This window comes from Deminuibacter soli (genome assembly GCF_003412455.1).
In the GTDB taxonomy this organism is placed as follows: domain Bacteria; phylum Bacteroidota; class Bacteroidia; order Chitinophagales; family Chitinophagaceae; genus Deminuibacter; species Deminuibacter soli.
Genome location: NZ_QTJU01000001.1, coordinates 860,188 through 880,073, shown reverse-complemented (window position 1 = coordinate 880,073; position 19,886 = coordinate 860,188). Strand labels below are relative to the sequence as shown.

The following is a 19,886-nucleotide window of genomic DNA, read 5'->3' as shown; positions in this document are numbered from 1 at the left end:
GGCTTCCTTAACTGGCATACCTATTGATTTATACAAAGCATATAAACTAACCAAAAACGTACGATTATGAAAAACATATTAATAGCAGCAGGAGTGGTAGGTACAGTAGCCGCAAGTGTAATGATGTATATGCGTAACAGGAACAAAACATCACAGGTAATGCACGATATAGCTGACGCAGCCGGTGATGCACATGATGCTGTAAAAAAACATATCCGCAAATCGAACAGAGAAGCCAATATCGAAATGAATAATGCACTGGCTTAGAAAACTAACCCATAACTCGTTCAATAAACAGGAAGCCCTCGCCTATGCGGGGGCTTTTTCGTGAGCCATCAATAAAGACGATCTCACTGCAGGTAAGATTGGAAGTACAAACTCATTTAGCCCCGGTCACCCGATTCTCGCGGTTTTTTCGTAATCTTGGTACCGATTATTGCGCCATAGCCGAAAAGATATGACTACACCAATTTCCACCGCTGAACCTTCACAGCCTACCTGTACTCCGCAGTTGCAAACCTGCCGCCTGTACCGCGCAAACAATAGCAATCCTGGAAAAAAGCAATGTATACTTTACGTAACAGCACCTGCACTGTATGCTGTTCATTGCTGTGTGCTATGAATCATACAACGTGCCTCTCTGTGCATACACAAAAGCCTCCCGCACGGGAGGCTTTTATTGCATTGTTATATTGTGTGTATATTTAATGCATGAAACCCTCTATCCTTATTATACTGGCATGCCTGCTGGCCGCATGCCACCCGTCTGCGCCGGTTACAAACGGCCGCTCGCTCTTTGCCTATGGCAATAAACGCCTGCTGCAGTACGATGCGTATATCGCATCGCTCGATACGGCAAAAGCCACCTCCCTTCCGCTGGCTGCGCAAAAATTCAGGGTGCTGTTCAAAGGGCAGCCTGCACCGGTTTGCGATACTGCCTACTATATATTTGAACACCTCGCCGGATGCATTCAAAACAGCCTGAATACACAAATGAGCAACGATAAAAGCACCAGTTACGAGGTGCTGGCCCTGCATGAAGTAAACGGCCACAAACCGGTTATTCATGCCGGGCTGAAAGATTATGTGACGCAATTAAAAGAAAACGGGTTTGCAATAGCAGCAGAAGAGGATGTACCGCGCGTGGTGTTTTGCCGCGATTTTGCGCCTGCATATGTATACAGTTACGTTAGCGCAACCATGAAACAATACCTGGAACAGCTGAACAGGGAAAACAGGGAGGGACTGGATATTGATGCTGAATTGGTGGTATCTCCGCAACAGCTGGCAGAGCGCGCTATCTGGTGGGAGCGTTTTTGTGGCGAGAGAACGCTGCAATCCTTTATTTTTTCAGCCGGTGCGTTGCACAAAAAACAGGAGTACCGCAATTTGCTGCTGCGCGGATCAGACGATACGCCGCTGCTGGAAGGAGAAACGCTCGCCGGTTATTACCGCGATGCCTACCGGTATATTAGCCTGCATTACCCGCACACGCAAACAGACAGCATGCTGGTGTTGTATACGGCTGCACTGCAACGGAAAGACAGCGCTGCCCTCAAAGCCCTGAATTAAGGGTTAAGAGGTATTGAATAAAAACAAGGTAAGTAGTATATTCAGCCACTTTTTATTGTAATTGTATACATATGAAAATTGATTTTCCTCCCGCCCCGCACAATGGTGGTGTTGATGCCATTAGTGTATCCCCGTCTTTTAAAAAAGGTGTTACAAGTGTTGTTTTACGTATTGTTTGTTTCATGATTGTATACCTGCTATTGGTGCTGGCGGCCATTGCGCTTGCAGTAGGCTGCTTTTATGCAGGGGTGTTTGTAATGACGGCCCGACTGGGTTTTTACACGTTGCTTGGTGGCCTGGGCCTGATGGCTGTGGGCGTTTCACTCGTGTTTTTTCTCGTGAAATTTGTATTTGCTTCCCGCAAAAAAAGCAATAATGCCCTAACGGAAATAACAGAAGCAGAACAGCCACACCTGTTTGCATTTATACGGCAGCTCACCACCGAAACCCAAACTGCCTTTCCCGGTAAAATTTACCTTTCGCCCGAAGTAAATGCATCCGTGTTTTACGATTCCAGTTTCAGGAGTATGTTTTTACCGGTGAAAAAAAACCTGGTTATCGGGTTAGGGTTGGTGAATGGCCTCAACATGGGTGAGTTTAAAGCCGTGATGGCGCATGAGTTTGGCCATTTCAGCCAGCGCAGCATGAAGCTGGGCAGTTTTACCTACAATGTAAACCTCATTATTTACGACATGCTGTACAATAACAGCGGTTATACAGGCTTCCTGCAGGCATGGGGTAACCTGCACGGTATACTGAGCGTATTTATGACCATTACCGCTAAAACGGCGCAGGCCATACAGTGGGTATTACAGCAGATGTATAAAATAGTGAACAAAGGATACATGGGCCTTAGCCGGGAAATGGAATTTCATGCAGATGCAATTGCTGCTTCCGTTGCAGGCGGCAATAACCTGAACTCCGCATCAGGCCGCATTACCCTGGCAGATATCAGTTATAACAGGGCCGTAGATAGTGTGAATGAAAACCTTGCTGCCAAGAAAATATCTGCTAACCTGTTTGCCGACCAAATGGTGGTACTGCAGCAGCTATCTGCCGATTACCAGTTGCCGCTGAGTGGCGGTTTGCCGGTGGTTACCCCTGCTTTTCGTGATACCCTGCGCACCACGCGGGTAAACTATAAAGACCAGTGGGCCAGCCACCCTACCGATGAAGAACGTGCCGTGAATGTTGACCGGCTGCAGATGCAGGCGCCGGTTACTGAAGCAAAGGCCTGGGATCTGTTCAATAACCCCGAACAGGTGCAGGAAGCAATGACGCAGCGACTATATGCATTATCAAACATTGAAACCGCCTCGCTCACTTATTATACGGCGCATGAATTTGCAGAACAGGTTAGGGCAGAAAAAGACGACTGGCAATTGCCCGAACATTTTACCGCAATATTGCAGGGCTATTATCCTGAAACAAAAGGACTGGATACAGCAGCAGAAATAAATGCGCCGAAAGAAGAATGGGCGGCTATTGCAACACCCGTGAACTTACAACTGCCGCGCCACATCAAAATCCTGGATAATGATATTGAAATGCTGAAAGCCATTGCTGCCAGGCAGGTAGAAACCAATAGTTTTGACTTTGACGGGGAGAAATATCCTGCCTCCGAAGCCGCTGCGCTGGCTGCTAAACTGGAACAGGAAAAGGCGGAAGCTGACCGGCAATTAAGCCAGCTGCACGTGCGTGTGCGGCGCTACCTGTTGCAGCAGCAAGCTCCCGGTTTTGAAGCATATGCTGTTCGCGCCGCACTTTGTAACACCTTTGGCGATACGGCTGGCTTAACCGCAGAAAACATACATCCGTTTTTCCAGCCATCGGGCGGCGCCTCTATCAACGATGTTATTCACCGCATTACGCTGCTCAAGAACAAATACGAACCAATGGTAAAAGAAGACCTGCGGAAATGCCTGGCAGCAGGTATATACGAAGGCAATGATGAGCTGCGGGAAGAAGCTGAAAGTTTCCTTATCACCAATTACGCCTACCTTACCAACAACAGGCTTGAATCAGCCGAATTAAAAACCCTGTACCAGCTGTTGCATAAAAACAGCGAATGGCTGGCCAGGCAGCGGTTTATTGCGCTGCGCAACTGGCTGTACGCGGTGCACGAGAAAGCTCCGGCAGATCAGAAACAGGCGGCAGCGATTGTATAAATCCCTGCCACCGTTAATGCATCCTTTCAGGGCGTTGCACTTTGCTGAACAAATTGAATACATTCCGGGTAGTACAGGAAAGTAAATTTATTGTTTTATTCTTCCAGTCCATTGAAAAGCCATATGCGAGGCACATGATTTTTGTTGAATCATTTCACTTGTTAACCTATGGCGCTGAGAATAAAGGCGAATATCCCGCCGCGCAAACCGTCTGTTACACCGCAGCCGGCTGCCAGGCATTTTGACATTGTACTGGGGCTCGATTTTCATTTTATCAAAATACCGCCCACAGTAATTCCCTGCCCGGTGGTGCCCTTTGCAGCTATGGTATTCGATCCCATGGATTACCTGCACATGACCCTGCCGGTAATGCCTGTTTACAGTAATGAAGGAGGCTTTTCCCTGCAAACCAATATTCCGGTGGGCGGCACGGTTACCATTAACGGCTGCTACCGTGCTGCCGCCACAACAAGCGTACTGTCGTTGCCGCCTATGGCTGCGCCTTTGCCCGGTAAGTTTAAGCAAATGGCGAACCTGGCTAAAAAGTTCAACCCATTGCATGCAATAATACCCAGGCCTGTATTCGTGTTTCCCAATATGGCCCCGCACGACGGGCAGTTGTCGCACGGTAGTGAAACCGTACACACTGCCGGTAGTGAACAGAGTGCACTGTTTTGCCGTGCATTCAGTTGTGCGGATATTGGCCGCTTTGTACCCAATATGCCTGCCGGCCTGTTTAATAATTATGCAACAGCCGTTATCGCGGTACTGCCCTTTGGCAAACCGGTGCTGGTAGGCGGGCCGTTCGTGGAGCATGCTTTTACGCCGGCCGATTTAATCAATTCCCTGATGATGATGGGTATGATGCGCGGGGCAGGCAAACTGTTGTCTAAAACACTCGGCAAACTGCTGACTAAAATGAACCGGGCACTGATGGAAAAGTTCCCGGCCTACCGCGCGCATGGTGCAGCAGTGCAGCCGCACATCTGCCATTACCTCGGCGAACCGGTTGATGCTGCCAGCGGGCATATGGCCAGCTTGCTGCAGGGTTTTACACTGCCTGGACCCATACCGTTTGTGTGGGAAGCCAATTACTATAGTGACAGTGAATATGAGGGGCCGCTCGGGAAAAGCATTTACCACAGCTACGATATTACCCTGCAAATGCTGGAGGCAGAAGAACTGGTGATACTACGCGATCAATATGGCTGCGCCGTTCCGTTTGCCTGGTTAGCGCCTGGCGACAGCTTCTTTAACCCGCGTGATAAATATACCCTGCACCGCAGTATGGATGGCATTTATACCGTAACCGGCAATACCGGTATTTGTTATGCATTTAACCATTTTGCAGGCAGCGACGGCTACCACAAACTGCGCAGCATCAATGATCGCAACGGTTTTATCATCCGTTTCAACTACAATATCCGCGGCCAGCTGGTGAAAATAACCGACAGCACGCACCGCGAACTTATAGTGGTGAACGATGATCATGGCCGTATTACAGCAATACGGCTGCCGCATGCAGAGCTGCCAGGTGAATACACAGATACTGTACGGTATAGCTTCAGCAGTGAAAACCAGTTGCTGAGCTTTTACGATGCACGCGGTAATTACAACAGCCTGCAATGGCACAACAGGCTGGTAACTGCCCGCCGCTTCAGGGACGGCACTATTTTCCGTTTTACCTACAACAGCAGCGGGCAATGCACGGCGGCGCTTGGACCGGATGGCATATACAGTTACCGCTTTGCATATACGGCCGGCTGCACCATTGTTAGCAACAGCCTGGGCCATCGTTCCGGCTATTACCATCGCGACGGACTTGTTACAAGAATTGTCAACAGCCAGGGTGCGGAAACCATTTACCGGTACGATAGCAATCGCAACCTGCTGGGCGTGCAGGATGAGCTGGGAAGAGTGAAAAACTACCGGTATGATGAGCGTGGCAATACAACCGGCATCGGGCTACCCGGGCAGGGGCATGCAGGCATCGCGTACAACAGCCACAATCTGCCTGTACAGGTAACACAACCCAATGGCGGCGTTTGGCAATATGTATATGATGAACAGGGCAACCTGCTGGAAGAGATTAATCCTGCAGGCGGCACAATAAGGTATGCATATACCTGCGGGCAGGTTACTGCCATTACAAACACGGCTGGCCACACAACACAGCTGCGCTACAACCGGCAGTATGCTTTAAGCGAAGTCGTATTGTCGGCCAATGCCCGCATCCGCTACCGGTACGATGCCATTGGCCGTTGCACACAGCTGGAAGATATTTATGGCAATCACCAGTTCCGCAAATACGATGGCAACAATAACCTGGTTGAAGTAAGGGAAGCAGATGGCAATATCCGCCACCTGCAATACGATGCAATGGATAACCTGGTTGCTGCAGCAGACAAGCTGTATAAAGCTTCGCTGGAATACAACTTCTTTGGCAATGTTACGCGCCGCAGGCAGGGTGCAGCATCCGTAACGTTTATCTACGACAGGGAAGGCCAGCTTACTGGTATATCAAATGAACATAATGAGCAATATCATTTTGTACGTGACAGTGAAGGCCGTGTACTTGCTGAAACCGGTTTTGACGGGGTTACCCGCCATTACCGGCGCAACGCAGCGGGGCAGGTAATTACCATGCAATGCGCCGGCAACCGGAGCACGCAGTATGAATACGATACAGCAGGCCGTATTACGCAGGTGATGTATGCAGACGGGCTTACCGAAACATTTGAATACGATAACCTCGGCAATCTGGTAAAAGCAAACAATGATGCCTGTTCGGTTGCCATGGAGCGTGATTTACTGGGGCGGGTAACGGCTGAGACGATACTGGTAAAGGATCAGCAGCCGGTAGTATTACAACACACCAGGGATGCAGCAGGTAACCGTACTGCGCTTAACAGTTCCCTGGGCGCAACCATACAGGTTTCGTATAACAGCAGGGGGTATGCCGCTTCGCTGCAGGCCGGTGGCTGGCAAAGCGAGTTGCAGCACAACGATACCGGCGATGAAATACACAGAGCACTTACAGGCGGTATTGAGCAGCAATGGCGTTATGACCGTTTTGGCAGGCCCCTGGAGCAACAGGTGCTGCATGGCAAAACCACCCGCAGGCGTCTTCAATACAACTGGGGTGTGAGCGATCGTTTGCTGTCTGTCAGCGATACACAAACCGGTTCTGTACAGTTTAAACACGATGTGTACGGTAATCTTTCCGAACTGGTGTATGGTGATGGTAAAACGGAATGCCGCCTGCCTGATGTTGCGGGTAATCTCTTTGAAACAAGTACACAGACCGATCGCAAATATGGTGCAGGCGGCAGGCTGTTAAAGGCCAAAGGCTGCCATTACCACTACGATGCAGCAGGTAACCTTGCACGTAAAGAAGAAGCCAATGGCGGTATATGGCAATACCTGTGGAATGACAATGGCAGCCTGCAACAGGTGATTCGTCCGGATGGCTATAAGGTAAGTTTTGGTTACGACGCGCTTGGGCGCCGCATCTGGAAACGCTATAGGCAAACCACTACCCGCTGGATATGGGACGGCAATACGCCATTGCACGAATGGAAAACATTTGACGCACGTGAAAGCACGCCGGATGACCTGATTACATGGGTGTTTGAGGCCGGCAATTTTGTGCCGGCCGCCAGACTGAAAGGCGATAAAAAATACAGTATCATTGCAAACCATCTGGGCACTCCTGAAGAAATTTACAGGGAAGACGGCACATGCTGTTGGCAGGGCAGGTTAGATAGCTACGGCCGCATGCGCATGCAGCAGGGAGAGCCGGGGAGTTGTCCATTCCGTTACCAGGGCCAGTATGAAGATTCTGAAACCGGCTTGTATTACAACCGGTTCAGGTATTACAGTCCGGCCGAGGGCATATACATCAGCCAGGACCCGATAGGGTTGAGCGGCGGGATGCGGTTGTATGGGTATGTGACGGATCCGTGTACTTGGGTAGATGTGTTGGGGTTAATAGGTTTTACGCCAGATCAACAAGCCCTTATCAACTTAGCAATGGAAGCTTCTAATAAAGGGAAATTGCCAATCTCGTCCGGAGATGCCGACATTTTGTTACAATGGGGCCAAGAAGTAAATTTAAATGCTACAATGGAAGTGAAAATACTGAATCATAAGTTTTCATCAGGAAATAATCCCGCACCGGGACATTTTGCTCATGAAGGCTCTGACGGACACATTCACATTCATAACAAACATATACCGTGTCAGTAATGGGAATTGAAAATGTATTATTGGTTATAGAGCGGGATAATACCAATGTATGGAGCAGTCTGGCACATACACAAAGAGAGAAGATGTTTAGATATAAAGGATTTTCCGGCATGCAATGGCCATTGTATGAAGAATGGAGTAAAGCCGGGAAAATTTTATTTGAAATAACTAATGATCTTGGTAGTTATGCCGATAAAGAAGCCATCATTTCGTACACAATAGCATTAAAAGCGGCATTTAAGAAAGAGTTCGATTTGCTATTATTAAACCCAACTAAGGAGAAACAAGATCCACATATATTATTCAGAGGTTATGATGTCGGTATTTTGGAAGAATTCGAGGAACCCATTTTTTTCTCGGGCATATTGAATGAAATTCGGGAAAATGGCAACCCTAACTTAATAAAGTTGCAAAGTTATCTGAACGAAAACTATCTCTTCTCTACAGCTCAACAATGCGAAGCATATTTAAGCGCGAGACATGAGGCTGAGATGAGACATGAATTGTCTTATATTGAAACGGCATACAATACAAGTCAATTCGCAGCCTTCTCAATATACGAATATTTAATTTGAACTATCACTTCTGCGACAGTGCGTTTTTGGACTTGTGTCAGGCTAATTACTGATCCCAGGCTTTTATGCCACACCCTCAGATCTTCTTGTATCCCCGCTTCATATTTCCCCTTCTCGTAAACGCATTTCCTGATTATGTAAATACCCCGTCTGCACATTGGGTACTTTGCGCGTTGAAAAATCAATGTTTGTGAGACAAGCTATATTACTACTCTTCCTGCTATTATCAGGCATTTACGCGTGGGCGCAAACAAGCGCAGGTACCATCAAAGGCGTTATCAGAACATCAGACGGGCACCCGGCCGAATCGGTAACCATCGGTATTAAAGGCGGCGGCATGGTTACTTCATCTGACAAAGACGGGAAATATGAATTTAAAAAAGTGAAACCCGGTGTGCATACCCTGGTGGCTACCTTTACCGGTCTTGTTACCAAAGAAGTGCGGGTAGAAGTAAAAAGCAACGAAACCACTTATGCACCCGATGTGTTGCTGAACGAAAATACTTCGCAGCTGAATGAGGTAGTTGTGTCGGCCAACCGCAACAGGAGCGGTGAGTTTGTGGCCAAAATGCCGCTGAAAAATCTCGAGAACCCGCAGGTGTACAATAGTGTTTCTTCAGAAGTGATGAAACAGCAGGTGATTACCAGCTACGACGATGCATTGAAAAATGTGCCCGGTATTGCCAGGACATGGGAATCCACCGGCAGGGCAGGCGACGGCGCTTCTTATTTTGCATTGCGCGGTTTTGATGCGCAGCCTTCCCTCATCAACGGTTTGCCCGGTTTAACCAGCGGCAACCTCGATCCTGCTGATGTAGAAGAAATACAGGTGATCAAAGGGCCATCAGGCACCCTGTTCGGAGCCAGCTTTTACGGTTATGGCGGTATCATCAATACCATCACCAAAAAGCCTTATTATGATTTTGGCGGAGAAGTTGCTTATACGGTAGGCAGCTACGGACTGAACAGGGTTACCGCAGATATCAATACACCGCTGAGCAAAAAAGACAAAATTGCCCTGCGCATCAACACTGCTTATCAAACAGAAAACAGCTTCCAGGATGCGGGTTTCAAACATTCTTTCTTTATCGCGCCTTCACTGGTATATAAAGTAAACGACCGGCTTACGTTTAATGTAATGGCCGAAGTGATGGAAGAAAAAAGAGCTGTAGCGCCGGTTTTCTTTAACTCAGACAGGATGAGCCCGCTGCCTTTTAAAAACCTGCAGGAGTTGAACCTGGACAGGAAGCGCTCCTTTACCAGCAACGACCTCTCTATCCGCAATCCGCGCTACAATGTGCAGGCGCAGGCAGTATACAAATTGTCACGCCAGTGGACTTCACAAACCGTGTTCTCAACAGGCGGCGTGCAATCAAAAGGTTTTTACACTTACATATGGGATGATATTTCCGGCGATAAATACTTCGACCAGTATTTCCATAACGAAAACCAAAGAACCAGTACTATCGACGTACAGCAGAACTTCAACGGTGATTTCAAGATTGGTAACGTGAGAAACCGCTTGCTGGTGGGCCTGGATTACTTTACCCGCAATGTAAAAGACAACGGCTCAGGCTGGGAAGTTGCCCGCCAGGTAACACCACAGGCTGCAGAAGTGGAATATACCGATCCCACTACCGGTGAAGTGCACCCACCTGTACATTTAACCAAAGAGCTGGTAGATAACCTGCTGTCCGGTACGTATGGCACAGGCACCAACAGCCGCAACAATGCCTACAGCGGTTATGTATCTGATGTGGTAAACCTTACGCCCAGACTGAGCGCCATGGTCGCATTGCGCGCTGATTACTTTGATTCAAAAGGGGAGAAAAGCGATCCTACAGATGATTACCACCAGTGGGCAGTATCGCCCAAACTGGGCCTGGTGTACCAGCCTGTGATTGATAAAGTGTCAGTGTTTGTAAACTACATGAATGCCTTTATTAACGTGGCGCCGCAGCAAACATTTGATGCCGATGGCCAGGTAAGTGGCATTCGCTCCTTTAAACCCGAGCATGCCAACCAGTGGGAAGCAGGTGTTAAAGGCAACTTTATCGATAACAAACTCAGTGCAACTGTTTCTTATTATGATATTAAAGTGGGCAACCGCGTTTACCCCGATCCTTCCAACCCCAACAACTCTGTACAGGGTGGTAAGGTTGGCAGCAAGGGTGTGGAACTCGATTTGCACGCCAATCCAATTGATGGCCTTAGCCTGCTGGCCGGCTTTAGCCATAACAGTACCAAAGTAATCAACGGCAACAAAGAAGATTTTTACAATGAACCGGGCAGAAGTCCGGGTGGCCAGGGCCCGCAGAACCAGGCCAACCTGTGGGGTACTTACCAGTTTCGCCAGGGTACTTTGAAGAATTTTGGCCTGGGCTTTGGTGGCAACTATGCCGGTGTGTACAAGGTAATCGACAACAGTGTTACCGGTGTGTTTGAACTGCCTGCTTACACCTTGCTGAACGGCGGTGTGTTTTTCAACGCCAAAAAGGTGAGAATCGCATTTAATGTAAACAACATCACCAACAAATATTATTATATCGGCTACTGGTCGGTAAACCCGCAGAAAGGAAGAAATTTCGCTGCGAGCCTCACGTACAAATTCTAGTCAAAAAATCCCCCTGGTTTAACCGGGGGGATTTTTTTTATCAGTCATGCGTCTTTACTACTTCAAATGCAATGTTTAGCTGGTGTATCACGCTTTCGGGATGTTTGGCAGAAGGGATAAAATCACGCAGCGGTTCTACAATTTTAGGATACTCATCCACAAACTCCAGCTGCTCTTTGGAAGGAATTTCCTGGTCGAGCATGATTTTTACAAAGGCATCCATATCCATGCCCCAGAACTTGATGTATTTGCTGGCTGTAACAAACAGTTCAACCAGCGTGTCCTTGGTATGAAACAGCAGCCCGAATTCCAGCGTGCCGTCCTGCGACAGTTCAATGCGGTATTGCTGCAATACTTTCAGCACATAATCCTTTGCGAAATAACCGGTAGTAATGGGCTCATCATCATGCAGGCCATACACGCAGCTTACTTCATCCGGCAGCATGCCGGTTAACGCGGAGAACAGCTCCCACAGCTTGTTGTTGTGCACATTAATGGCTGCGTAATATTTAAAAGGCAATTGCGGCGTATTGTTAGGGGTAATGGTAAAACCCTGTACAATATTGGCGCTGCTGCGTTTGTTCAGCAAAGCATCAATATCGGGCCTGTGCGCCATTTCATTTGCCTGCGGAATGCGGATACTAACCGGTAACTGAAGCATGGGTTTAATGTATGGTTCAGGCAAATGTAAGCGTTGCGCCGTAAACTGCAACAGGGATATAAGGCGCCTATTCTTTAACAACCCATGCATGCCGCAATAAACTCCTTTACCTTACCTTAGAATCCAAATTATTCATTGTTTGAATTTATCAGAAGAACAGGTGCTTGGCCTGGCGCCGGATGATGCAGCGAAAAAGGCCGGTAAAGAGCTCGCCAGCCCGGCCAAATGGTCAGAGCTGGGTGTAACGCCTGCGGCCATCTGGGGTTTATGCCAGGGCAGCGGCAGCAAGCCTTACCAAACACAGGTAGATACCGTTAACCTCGCTTTCAAATGCTCCTGCCCAAGTCGTAAATTTCCCTGTAAACACGGGCTGGGTGTATTGCTTTTGTATGCACGCAATGCTGCTCTTTTTACAGCAACCGAACAGCCTGAATGGGTTAACGAATGGTTGCAGAAACGCGGTGAGCGTGAGGAAAAGAAAGCCGTTAAATCAGGAAAGGAAACCGGCGATGCCGCTAAGCAAAAGCGCGTACAGGCGCGCCAGCAGAAAGTAAGCGATGGTGTTACTGAACTGATGCGCTGGATAAAAGACCTGGTGCGCGGCGGACTGGCACAACTTCCTGAAAAAGGAACCGGCTTTATAGAGGGCATGAGCAAACGCATGATTGATGCGCAGGCACCCGGACTGGCTGCCATGCTGCGCGAACTGGGCGAAATAAACTATTACAACGAACACTGGCCTTCTCTTTGCGTAAACCACCTGAGCCGCCTGTACCTGCTGGCGAAAAGCTTCCGGCATATCGATCAGCTGCCGCCTGCGCTGCAGCAGGATGTGCGCAGTTTAACCGGGTTCCCGCAAAGCCAGGACGAAATTCGTGCGCTGCCCGGTGTGCAGGACGATTGGCTGGTGCTGGGCAGGGAATACAACCAGGAAGAACAGTTAACCGTTGAACGCAACTGGCTATACGGTACGCAAACCGGCAATCATGCACTGATACTGCAGTTTTATATAGGCAGTCAGCTGCCGCCGCTGTCGTTTGCACCGGGATCGGTTATTTCGGCCGAGCTGGTGTATTATCCCTCTGCCATGCCGCAGCGCGCACTGCTGAAACAGCAAACAGGTATTACATCCAAAACAGCCGTAACACCCATGTCGCACTGGCAGCAGGTGGTTGCTGTACAAAGTGTGTTTATTGCACAGCAGCCTTTTACGGCAGCATATCCTTTTGTAGTAGATCAGCTGCGGGCTGTTAAACGCAATGGCACCTGGTGGCTGCAGGATGCACAACAGCAGCTGATGCAGCTCGACGAAAACAGTACCGGTGTATGGAAAATGCTCGCCATCAGTGGCGGTAAGCCTATACAAACTGCAGTAGTGGGTAAAGAAAATACCTACCGCCTGCTGGGCGTGTGGCGTAATGATGAATACAAGTTATTATAATGCAAACCTGGAACAACCTTGTAAATATAGCCTTGCTCGGCACAGGCAAACGCAGCGCCGGTGCAGCAGATCTGCTGCCTGTATTGCAGCCGTTGTGGCAAAGCATACAACAACAGCAGGAAGATGAAACAGATGGCTTTCTGCAACTGGCTGCTTTAACTGCCACCATCCGCCAGGCAGGTGTGCAACCTGTTGCAGTCGATGCGGTGTCTTTTGCAGAAGCAGGCCCTGAAGAAAAAAACTATTGCAGCGCGCAGGCCACGCAATTGCTCAAACAGGTGCTGGATGAAGATAGTGTGCCGCTGCTTGAATACTGGCTTATTCAATGTGCAGCTAAAACACAGCTGGTATGGCCCGAATTTTTGCCCGGTTTACTGAACCTTGCTGTGAAAGAGAAGCGGCTGCGCGAACTCGTGGTGCAATGCAGTGGTGAGCGCGGTGCCTGGCTGGCATCTTTAAATACCGAATGGCAGTACTTTATTACAGAGGATATGGAAACCGTTTGGCAAACAGGCACACTGGAGCAACGCAAACAGGTATTGCGCAATATGCGTAGCACAGATGCAGCTACTGCACGTGAATGGTTAATACAAACCTGGCCGCAGGAGAATGCAGCTACCAGGGCCGACCTGTTATCATTCATGTCAGTAAATGCAGGCACTGATGATATTGCCTGGCTGCAATCCCTGCTCACAGAAAAGAGCCAGAAAGTAAAGGAAGAAGCTGCCCGTTTGCTGAAACGTATTCCCGGCTCACCTGTTATACTGCAATACCAGCAGGCGCTGCAGCAGGTGGTTAACCTGAACAAAACTGCCGGCACCATACAGTTTGTTATGCCGGCACAATGGGAGGGTGCACTCTTTAAAACAGGCATCGATAAACTCAGTAACAGGAAAGAGCTGAGCGATAATGCCTATATTATGGATCAGTTGATAGAAGCTGTTCCGCCCGTATTCTGGGAGCAGTTGTGGAGTGCTTCGCCGCAGCAAATCATTACCTGGTTTCAGCAACGGGAAGAAAGCCTGCAGCATGTGCGCGCACTGGTGATTGCAACGCGCCGGTTTAACGATCAGCGCTGGGCGCTGGCATTGGCACAATACAGCCAGGTGTTTTACCTGGATTTGCTCAGTGTACTACCCGCCGTGGAACAGGATGCCAGTTGCATTCAGTATTTTGCCAGTGACCCGGATTATGTGCTGCGTGCGGCGGCAGGTTTTGAGCGCAAATGGAGCCTTGAATTAACCAAAGTGATATTCACCCATGTGGCCAAACAGCCTTACCTGTACAACCGCACGTTTTTCCAGCAGCACATCCGCCATATACCCGAATCGGTATTGCCCCTGCTGGCTCAGCTGGCGCCTAAAGAAGCGTATGCCGCAAGGGTTTGGCAGCAAACAAGTGCGTTCGTTGTACGCCTGGTTTCGCTGAAAGAACAAACCATCCGCGTTTTTCATCAATAAAAGCAAATCATTCTATGTCTGATATTTTACGCCAGCATGCAGAACAACTGTTTGCACAGGAACTGGAAGAACTGAAGCAACAAGACAGCGGTCACCGCCCGCAAAACTGGGTGCTTGCACCGCAGTCGGTGGTTACCTATTTAATGGGAGGCACGTTGCCCAATGGGTTTGAAGTATCACCCAAATACATCGGCAACAAACGCCTGATGGAAATTGCAGTGGCTACACTCACCACAGACAGGGCCCTGCTGCTGTATGGCTTGCCGGGTACCGCCAAAAGCTGGGTAAGTGAACACCTGGCTGCTGCCATCAGCGGCGATTCTACATTGATTGTACAGGGCACTGCAGGCACCAGTGAAGAAGCGGTGCGGTACGGCTGGAACTATGCACGACTGCTGGCTGAAGGCCCCACCAGGCAGGCCCTGGTTGAAACACCGGTTATGCGTGCCATGCAGCTGGGTAAAATAGCACGCATTGAAGAGCTCACACGCATTGGTGCCGATGTGCAGGATTCGCTGATTACCATACTCTCTGAAAAATCATTGCCTGTTCCTGAACTCAATACTGCTATTCAGGCGGTGCGCGGGTTTAATATTATCGCTACGGCGAACAACAGGGACAAGGGCGTGAATGAATTGTCCAGTGCATTAAAGCGCCGTTTCAATACAGTGGTACTGCCGGTGCCGGATAATACGGAAGAGGAAATAGACATTGTGCGCCGCCGTGTAGAAAGTTTTGAAAAGGTAATGCAACTGCCTGCGGAGCCGCCGGCTGCGCAGGAGATACGCCGCATTGTAACCATATTCAGGGAATTGCGCAACGGCGTTACTGCCGATGGCAAAACAAAAATAAAAATACCCAGCGGCACACTCAGTACGGCTGAAGCCATTTCTGTGGTGAACAACGGCTTGTCAATGGCGGCTTATTTTGGTGATGGCCGCATCACGGCATCCGATCTTGCTGCAGGTATTATCGGCGCTGTGATTAAAGATCCCGTACAGGATAAGCTGGTGTGGCAGGAGTATGTGGAAACGGTGATCAAAACCCGTGAAGACTGGAAGGATATTTACCGTGCCTGCCGTGAGCTGGAATAACAATGTTTACTTTAAATCACTAACATGGCTGTTCATGTTTTAGGAATAAGGCACCATGGCCCGGGTTCTGCACGTAATGTGCGGCAGTACCTGGAAGCGCTGCAGCCCGATATGGTGCTGGTGGAAGGTCCGCCCGATGCAGATGCATTGCTGCAATGGGTGGGGCATAAGGAATTGCAGCCGCCGGTAGCGATTTTGTGCTACCAGCCAGACCGCCTGCAGCAGGGAGTATTTTACCCGTTTGCAGCGTTTTCGCCCGAATGGCAGGCCATTCAATATGCACGGGAGCGCAATATTCCCGTACGTTTTATGGACCTGCCGGTGGCGCATGTATTTGCATTACAGAACGAGCGTGCACAGCGTGCTGCGTTGCATGCCGGTAACCCGGATGATGCGCCGCCTCCTCTGCACATGAACAACAGTGCGGTTGCCGAAGAAACAGATGATACCGGTGCCATGCCTGTGTTTGCGCACGATCCCATCAGTCACCTTGCCGCAGCTGCGGGTTTCAGCGATGGAGAAAAATGGTGGGAGCATATGTTTGAATACCGGCAGGATACAGGCGGCATATTTGATGCAGTAGCTGAGGCCATGTCTGCACTGCGTGATGAATTGCCTAAAATGTCGCGCATGGAAAAACTGCGCGAAGCCTGGATGCGTAAAACCATACGCCAGGCCGAAAAAGAATTGTATACCACACTGGCCGTTGTTTGCGGCGCCTGGCATGCTCCGGCATTACAGCATATGCCCAAACAGAAAGATGATAATGAACTGCTGAAAGGCTTACCCAAAGTAAAAGTAGAATGCACCTGGATTCCCTGGACCTACAATCGCCTGAGTTTTACCAGCGGTTATGGCGCAGGCATTTTTTCACCCGGCTGGTATGCCCATACCTGGCAATACCCGCACGATGATGGTACCCGCTGGATGGCCCGCGTTGCAGGTTTGCTGCGTACCAAACAAATGGATACCTCTGTAGCGCATGTGATAGACGCCGTGCGCATGGCCGGTTCACTAGCCGCCTTACGCGGTTATAGCAAGGCCGGACTGGAAGAACTGAATGAAGCCACGCTGAGTGTATTGTGCAATGGCGAAGATGTACTGCTGCAGCTGATACACGATGCCTTAATTGTAAGTGATACCATTGGCGATGTACCCGGTGAAGTACCCAAACCGCCGCTGCAGCACGATATTGAAAAAACACAGAAAAGCCTGCGCCTGCCTGCTACAGCAGAAATGAAGGAATACACACTCGATCTGCGTAAGGAAAACGACCTGGAGCGCAGTGTGTTTCTGCATCGCCTGCAATTGCTGGATATTAACTGGGGGCAAAACCACGCCACCGGCGGCAAGGGCACTTTTAAAGAACTGTGGCGACTGCAATGGGAGCCGGAATATTCCATTACCATTATTGAAAAAGGCAGCTGGGGCAATACGGTAGCAGAAGCGGCCACCAAATATGTGAACAGCGAAGCAGAGAAGGCGCAGCACCTGGCAATAGTGTGCCAGTTACTGGCGAAAGCATTACCCGCCGAACTCCCCGTTGCTGTTGAAAAACTGGTACAGTGTATACAAAACCTCGCCGCCTCTAACGGCGATGTGGTGCAGCTGATGGAAGCTGTGCCAGGGCTGGTGAGCGTAATACGTTACGGCAATGTGCGTAACACAGATGCTGCTATGGTTACCGGCATTACCGAAAGCATGATCACACGCATTTGCGTGGGTTTACCGGTTGCCTGTACTGCTATTGATGATGCAGCTGCGCAGAAAATACTGGAGCTGCTGTATCAAACTGATGATGCTGTGCGGCTGTTGCAACATGCAGACATTTCGGTGCAATGGCAGCAGTCATTACAGGTTATCGCCCATCACACGGGTGCGGCGCCTGTACTAAAGGGATATGCTACACGTTTGCTGGCCGATGCGCAGGTATTGCAGGGCCGGCAGTTGGTACAACTATTTTACTACGGCATGTCGCGCAGCAATCCGCCATCCATGAGTGCAGCATGGCTGGAAGGTTTTCTGAAAGGCAACGGCGCTTTCCTGCTGCTCGATCCGCAATTGTGGCAGGTAGTCACCACCTGGGTAAGCGAGCTGGAAGAAGGCCCGTTTGAAGAAGTGCTGCCTTTGCTGCGCAGAACCTTTGCCCGGTTTACACCACCCGAACGGCGCAAGCTGGGCGAGAAAGTAAAACACAGCAGTACCGGTGCCCCGTTGCCTGCTGTTGCAGATGCGGCCATTGATATGGAACGGGCGCAATGTGCTATTCCTGTGGTATTGCAATTATTGGGTATTCAACAAACAAGTCATGAGTAACGAACACGAAATACGTAAATGGCGCATGATACTGGGCGGCGGCGAAAACGACGGCACCAGCATGCAGCTGAGCGGGCGTGAATTGCAGATGGATAAAGCGCTGGAGGCTTTATATGATCAGCAAAAGACAGGTGGATTAGGCGCTTCATCTCCCAACGTAAGCCGCTGGCTGGGTGATATACGTACTTTTTTTCCTTCTACCGTAGTACAGGTAATGCAGCAGGATGCACTCAAACGTTTGAACTTAACGCAGATGCTGTTTGAGAAAGAGCTGCTGGAAAATATTCAGCCCGATGTGCACCTGGTGGCTACGTTAATGACTTTAAGCAGGGTGATTCCTGATAAAACCAAAGACACTGCCAGGCAGGTAGTACGCAAAGTGGTAGATGCATTGATGCAGAAGCTTTCGCAACCTACCGTACAGGCCATCAATGGAAGCTTGAGCCGCAGCATCCGCAACCACAGGCCAAGGCACAACGAGATCAATTGGCATGCTACCATACTCAAAAATTTAAAGCACTACCAGACCGAATACAAAACCATTGTGCCTGAAACCCGCATTGGGTATGGCCGCAAACGCACTGCCCTGAAAGAGGTGGTGCTTTGTCTTGATCAAAGCGGATCCATGGGCACCTCTGTGGTGTACTCCGGTATTTTTGGCGCAGTAATGGCTTCCCTGCCTGCCATTCAAACCAAAATGGTGGTGTTTGATACTGCTGTGGTTGATTTAACGGCACAGCTTACCGATCCCGTAGAACTGTTGTTTGGCGTACAATTGGGCGGTGGTACCGATATTCAGCTGGCACTGGGTTATTGCCAGCAGATAATTACCCGCCCGGCAGATACGGTGATGGTGCTGGTCACTGATTTGTACGAGGGCGGCGATGCATCCCGTATGCAAAAACGCACGCAGGAATTGGTGAGCGCAGGCGTGCAGCTGGTTGTACTGCTTGCCCTCAACGATGATGGCGCTCCTTCATACGATCATGGCAACGCGCAGTTTATGGCTGCACTTGGTGTACCGGTGTTTGCCTGCACACCCGATCAGTTTCCCGGTTTAATGGCCGCCGCACTCAGTAAGCAGGATGTGGCGCAATGGGCAGCAGGGGAAAATATCGCCATTAAAAAATAACAGGCCGCCCGGTCAAAATTGTTCCCCAAAAAAGTCCTTCGCACATCACTGCTGCGAAGAACATCCAACTTCAAACGTTTAACTTTTAAACAATCCCGGGATAAAATATGGTATGCAGTATCTAAACACTTGTTACAATTACCGGTTGTGCTAAAATTGGCATAGTGTATGAATTGTTTTCCATTGATACTAACCCGTTTAAAAATAAAAACGGATAATACCGATACCATGGATAAACATACTGCGATTTTGAAGAAGGCGTACTACGCCATGAATGTAAGAGATGTGGACACTGCCTTATCAATGATGCACCCCGAAGTGTGCTGGTCAAACGGAACCGAAGGCGGTTATGTACAAGGCGTTACCAATGTACGCGATTACTGGGCAAAACAATGGAGCATTATAGATCCCGACGTAGAGCCATTACAATTTACCAATGAAGGCAACGGCAAAATTACCGTAGATGTGCGCCAGGTAATACGCGATATGCACGAGAATGTTGTATCAGATGATACGCTGAAACATGTGTTCCTGATGAAAGACGGGCTGATTGCCTCGATGGAAGTACACAAGCACGGAAATTAAACAACTAACAACAGGAACCA

At 49.4% G+C, this 19,886-nt stretch carries 13 protein-coding genes; 12 read left to right on the top strand and 1 reads right to left on the bottom strand.

Going from position 1 to position 19,886, the window contains the following annotated elements:
* Window positions 1-66: 66 nt before the first annotated feature.
* From DXN05_RS03885 to DXN05_RS03860, 6 genes are all read left to right on the top strand, one after another.
* On the top strand, window positions 67-267 hold the full coding sequence (locus DXN05_RS03885) for a hypothetical protein (RefSeq protein WP_116845881.1): 201 nt from the start codon (window positions 67-69) through the stop codon (window positions 265-267).
* A 444-nt stretch (window positions 268-711) separates the two neighbouring features.
* Window positions 712-1,572, top strand: coding sequence for a hypothetical protein (locus DXN05_RS03880; RefSeq protein WP_116845880.1), 861 nt, complete (start codon window positions 712-714; stop codon window positions 1,570-1,572).
* A 71-nt stretch (window positions 1,573-1,643) separates the two neighbouring features.
* Window positions 1,644-3,740, top strand: a complete 2,097-nt coding sequence (locus tag DXN05_RS03875; protein ID WP_116845879.1) for a M48 family metallopeptidase — start codon at window positions 1,644-1,646, stop codon at window positions 3,738-3,740.
* A gap of 168 nt (window positions 3,741-3,908) precedes the next feature.
* On the top strand, window positions 3,909-7,988 hold the full coding sequence (locus tag DXN05_RS03870; RefSeq protein ID WP_116845878.1) for an RHS repeat-associated core domain-containing protein: 4,080 nt from the start codon (window positions 3,909-3,911) through the stop codon (window positions 7,986-7,988).
* On the top strand, window positions 7,979-8,563 hold the full coding sequence (locus DXN05_RS03865) for a hypothetical protein (protein ID WP_158559114.1): 585 nt from the start codon (window positions 7,979-7,981) through the stop codon (window positions 8,561-8,563). Before DXN05_RS03870 ends, DXN05_RS03865 begins: the two co-directional genes overlap by 10 nt.
* A gap of 190 nt (window positions 8,564-8,753) precedes the next feature.
* Complete coding sequence (locus tag DXN05_RS03860) at window positions 8,754-11,177, top strand: TonB-dependent receptor (protein ID WP_245975112.1); 2,424 nt, start codon at window positions 8,754-8,756, stop codon at window positions 11,175-11,177.
* Between the two features lie 40 nt (window positions 11,178-11,217).
* Here the strand turns inward: DXN05_RS03860 and DXN05_RS03855 are convergent, their stop codons facing one another.
* Window positions 11,218-11,838 carry a hypothetical protein gene (locus DXN05_RS03855; RefSeq protein WP_147313833.1) on the bottom strand — a complete coding sequence of 207 codons (621 nt, stop codon included), beginning with the start codon at window positions 11,836-11,838 and terminating at the stop codon, window positions 11,218-11,220.
* Window positions 11,839-11,977: 139 nt separating this feature from the next.
* Between DXN05_RS03855 and DXN05_RS03850 the strand changes: the two genes are divergently transcribed.
* The 6 genes from DXN05_RS03850 (at window position 11,978) to DXN05_RS03825 (ending at window position 19,866) form a co-directional block, all read left to right on the top strand.
* Window positions 11,978-13,279 carry an SWIM zinc finger family protein gene (locus DXN05_RS03850; protein WP_116845874.1) on the top strand — a complete coding sequence of 434 codons (1,302 nt, stop codon included), beginning with the start codon at window positions 11,978-11,980 and terminating at the stop codon, window positions 13,277-13,279.
* A complete protein-coding gene (locus DXN05_RS03845) occupies window positions 13,279-14,739 on the top strand; it encodes a DUF5691 domain-containing protein (protein WP_116845873.1) in 1,461 nt (486 codons plus the stop codon). The genes DXN05_RS03850 and DXN05_RS03845 overlap by 1 nt, the downstream gene beginning before the upstream one ends.
* A 14-nt stretch (window positions 14,740-14,753) precedes the next feature.
* Complete coding sequence (locus DXN05_RS03840) at window positions 14,754-15,833, top strand: ATP-binding protein (protein WP_116845872.1); 1,080 nt, start codon at window positions 14,754-14,756, stop codon at window positions 15,831-15,833.
* 24 nt (window positions 15,834-15,857) lie between these two features.
* Window positions 15,858-18,149: a DUF5682 family protein gene (locus DXN05_RS03835; RefSeq protein WP_116845871.1), complete on the top strand. Its 2,292-nt coding sequence runs from the start codon at window positions 15,858-15,860 to the stop codon at window positions 18,147-18,149.
* Window positions 18,142-19,281: a VWA domain-containing protein gene (locus DXN05_RS03830; protein ID WP_116845870.1), complete on the top strand. Its 1,140-nt coding sequence runs from the start codon at window positions 18,142-18,144 to the stop codon at window positions 19,279-19,281. The genes DXN05_RS03835 and DXN05_RS03830 overlap by 8 nt, the downstream gene beginning before the upstream one ends.
* A 168-nt stretch (window positions 19,282-19,449) precedes the next feature.
* Window positions 19,450-19,866 (top strand): nuclear transport factor 2 family protein, encoded by a 417-nt coding sequence (locus DXN05_RS03825; RefSeq protein WP_147313832.1) that lies wholly within the window; start codon window positions 19,450-19,452, stop codon window positions 19,864-19,866.
* Window positions 19,867-19,886 lie beyond the last annotated feature (20 nt).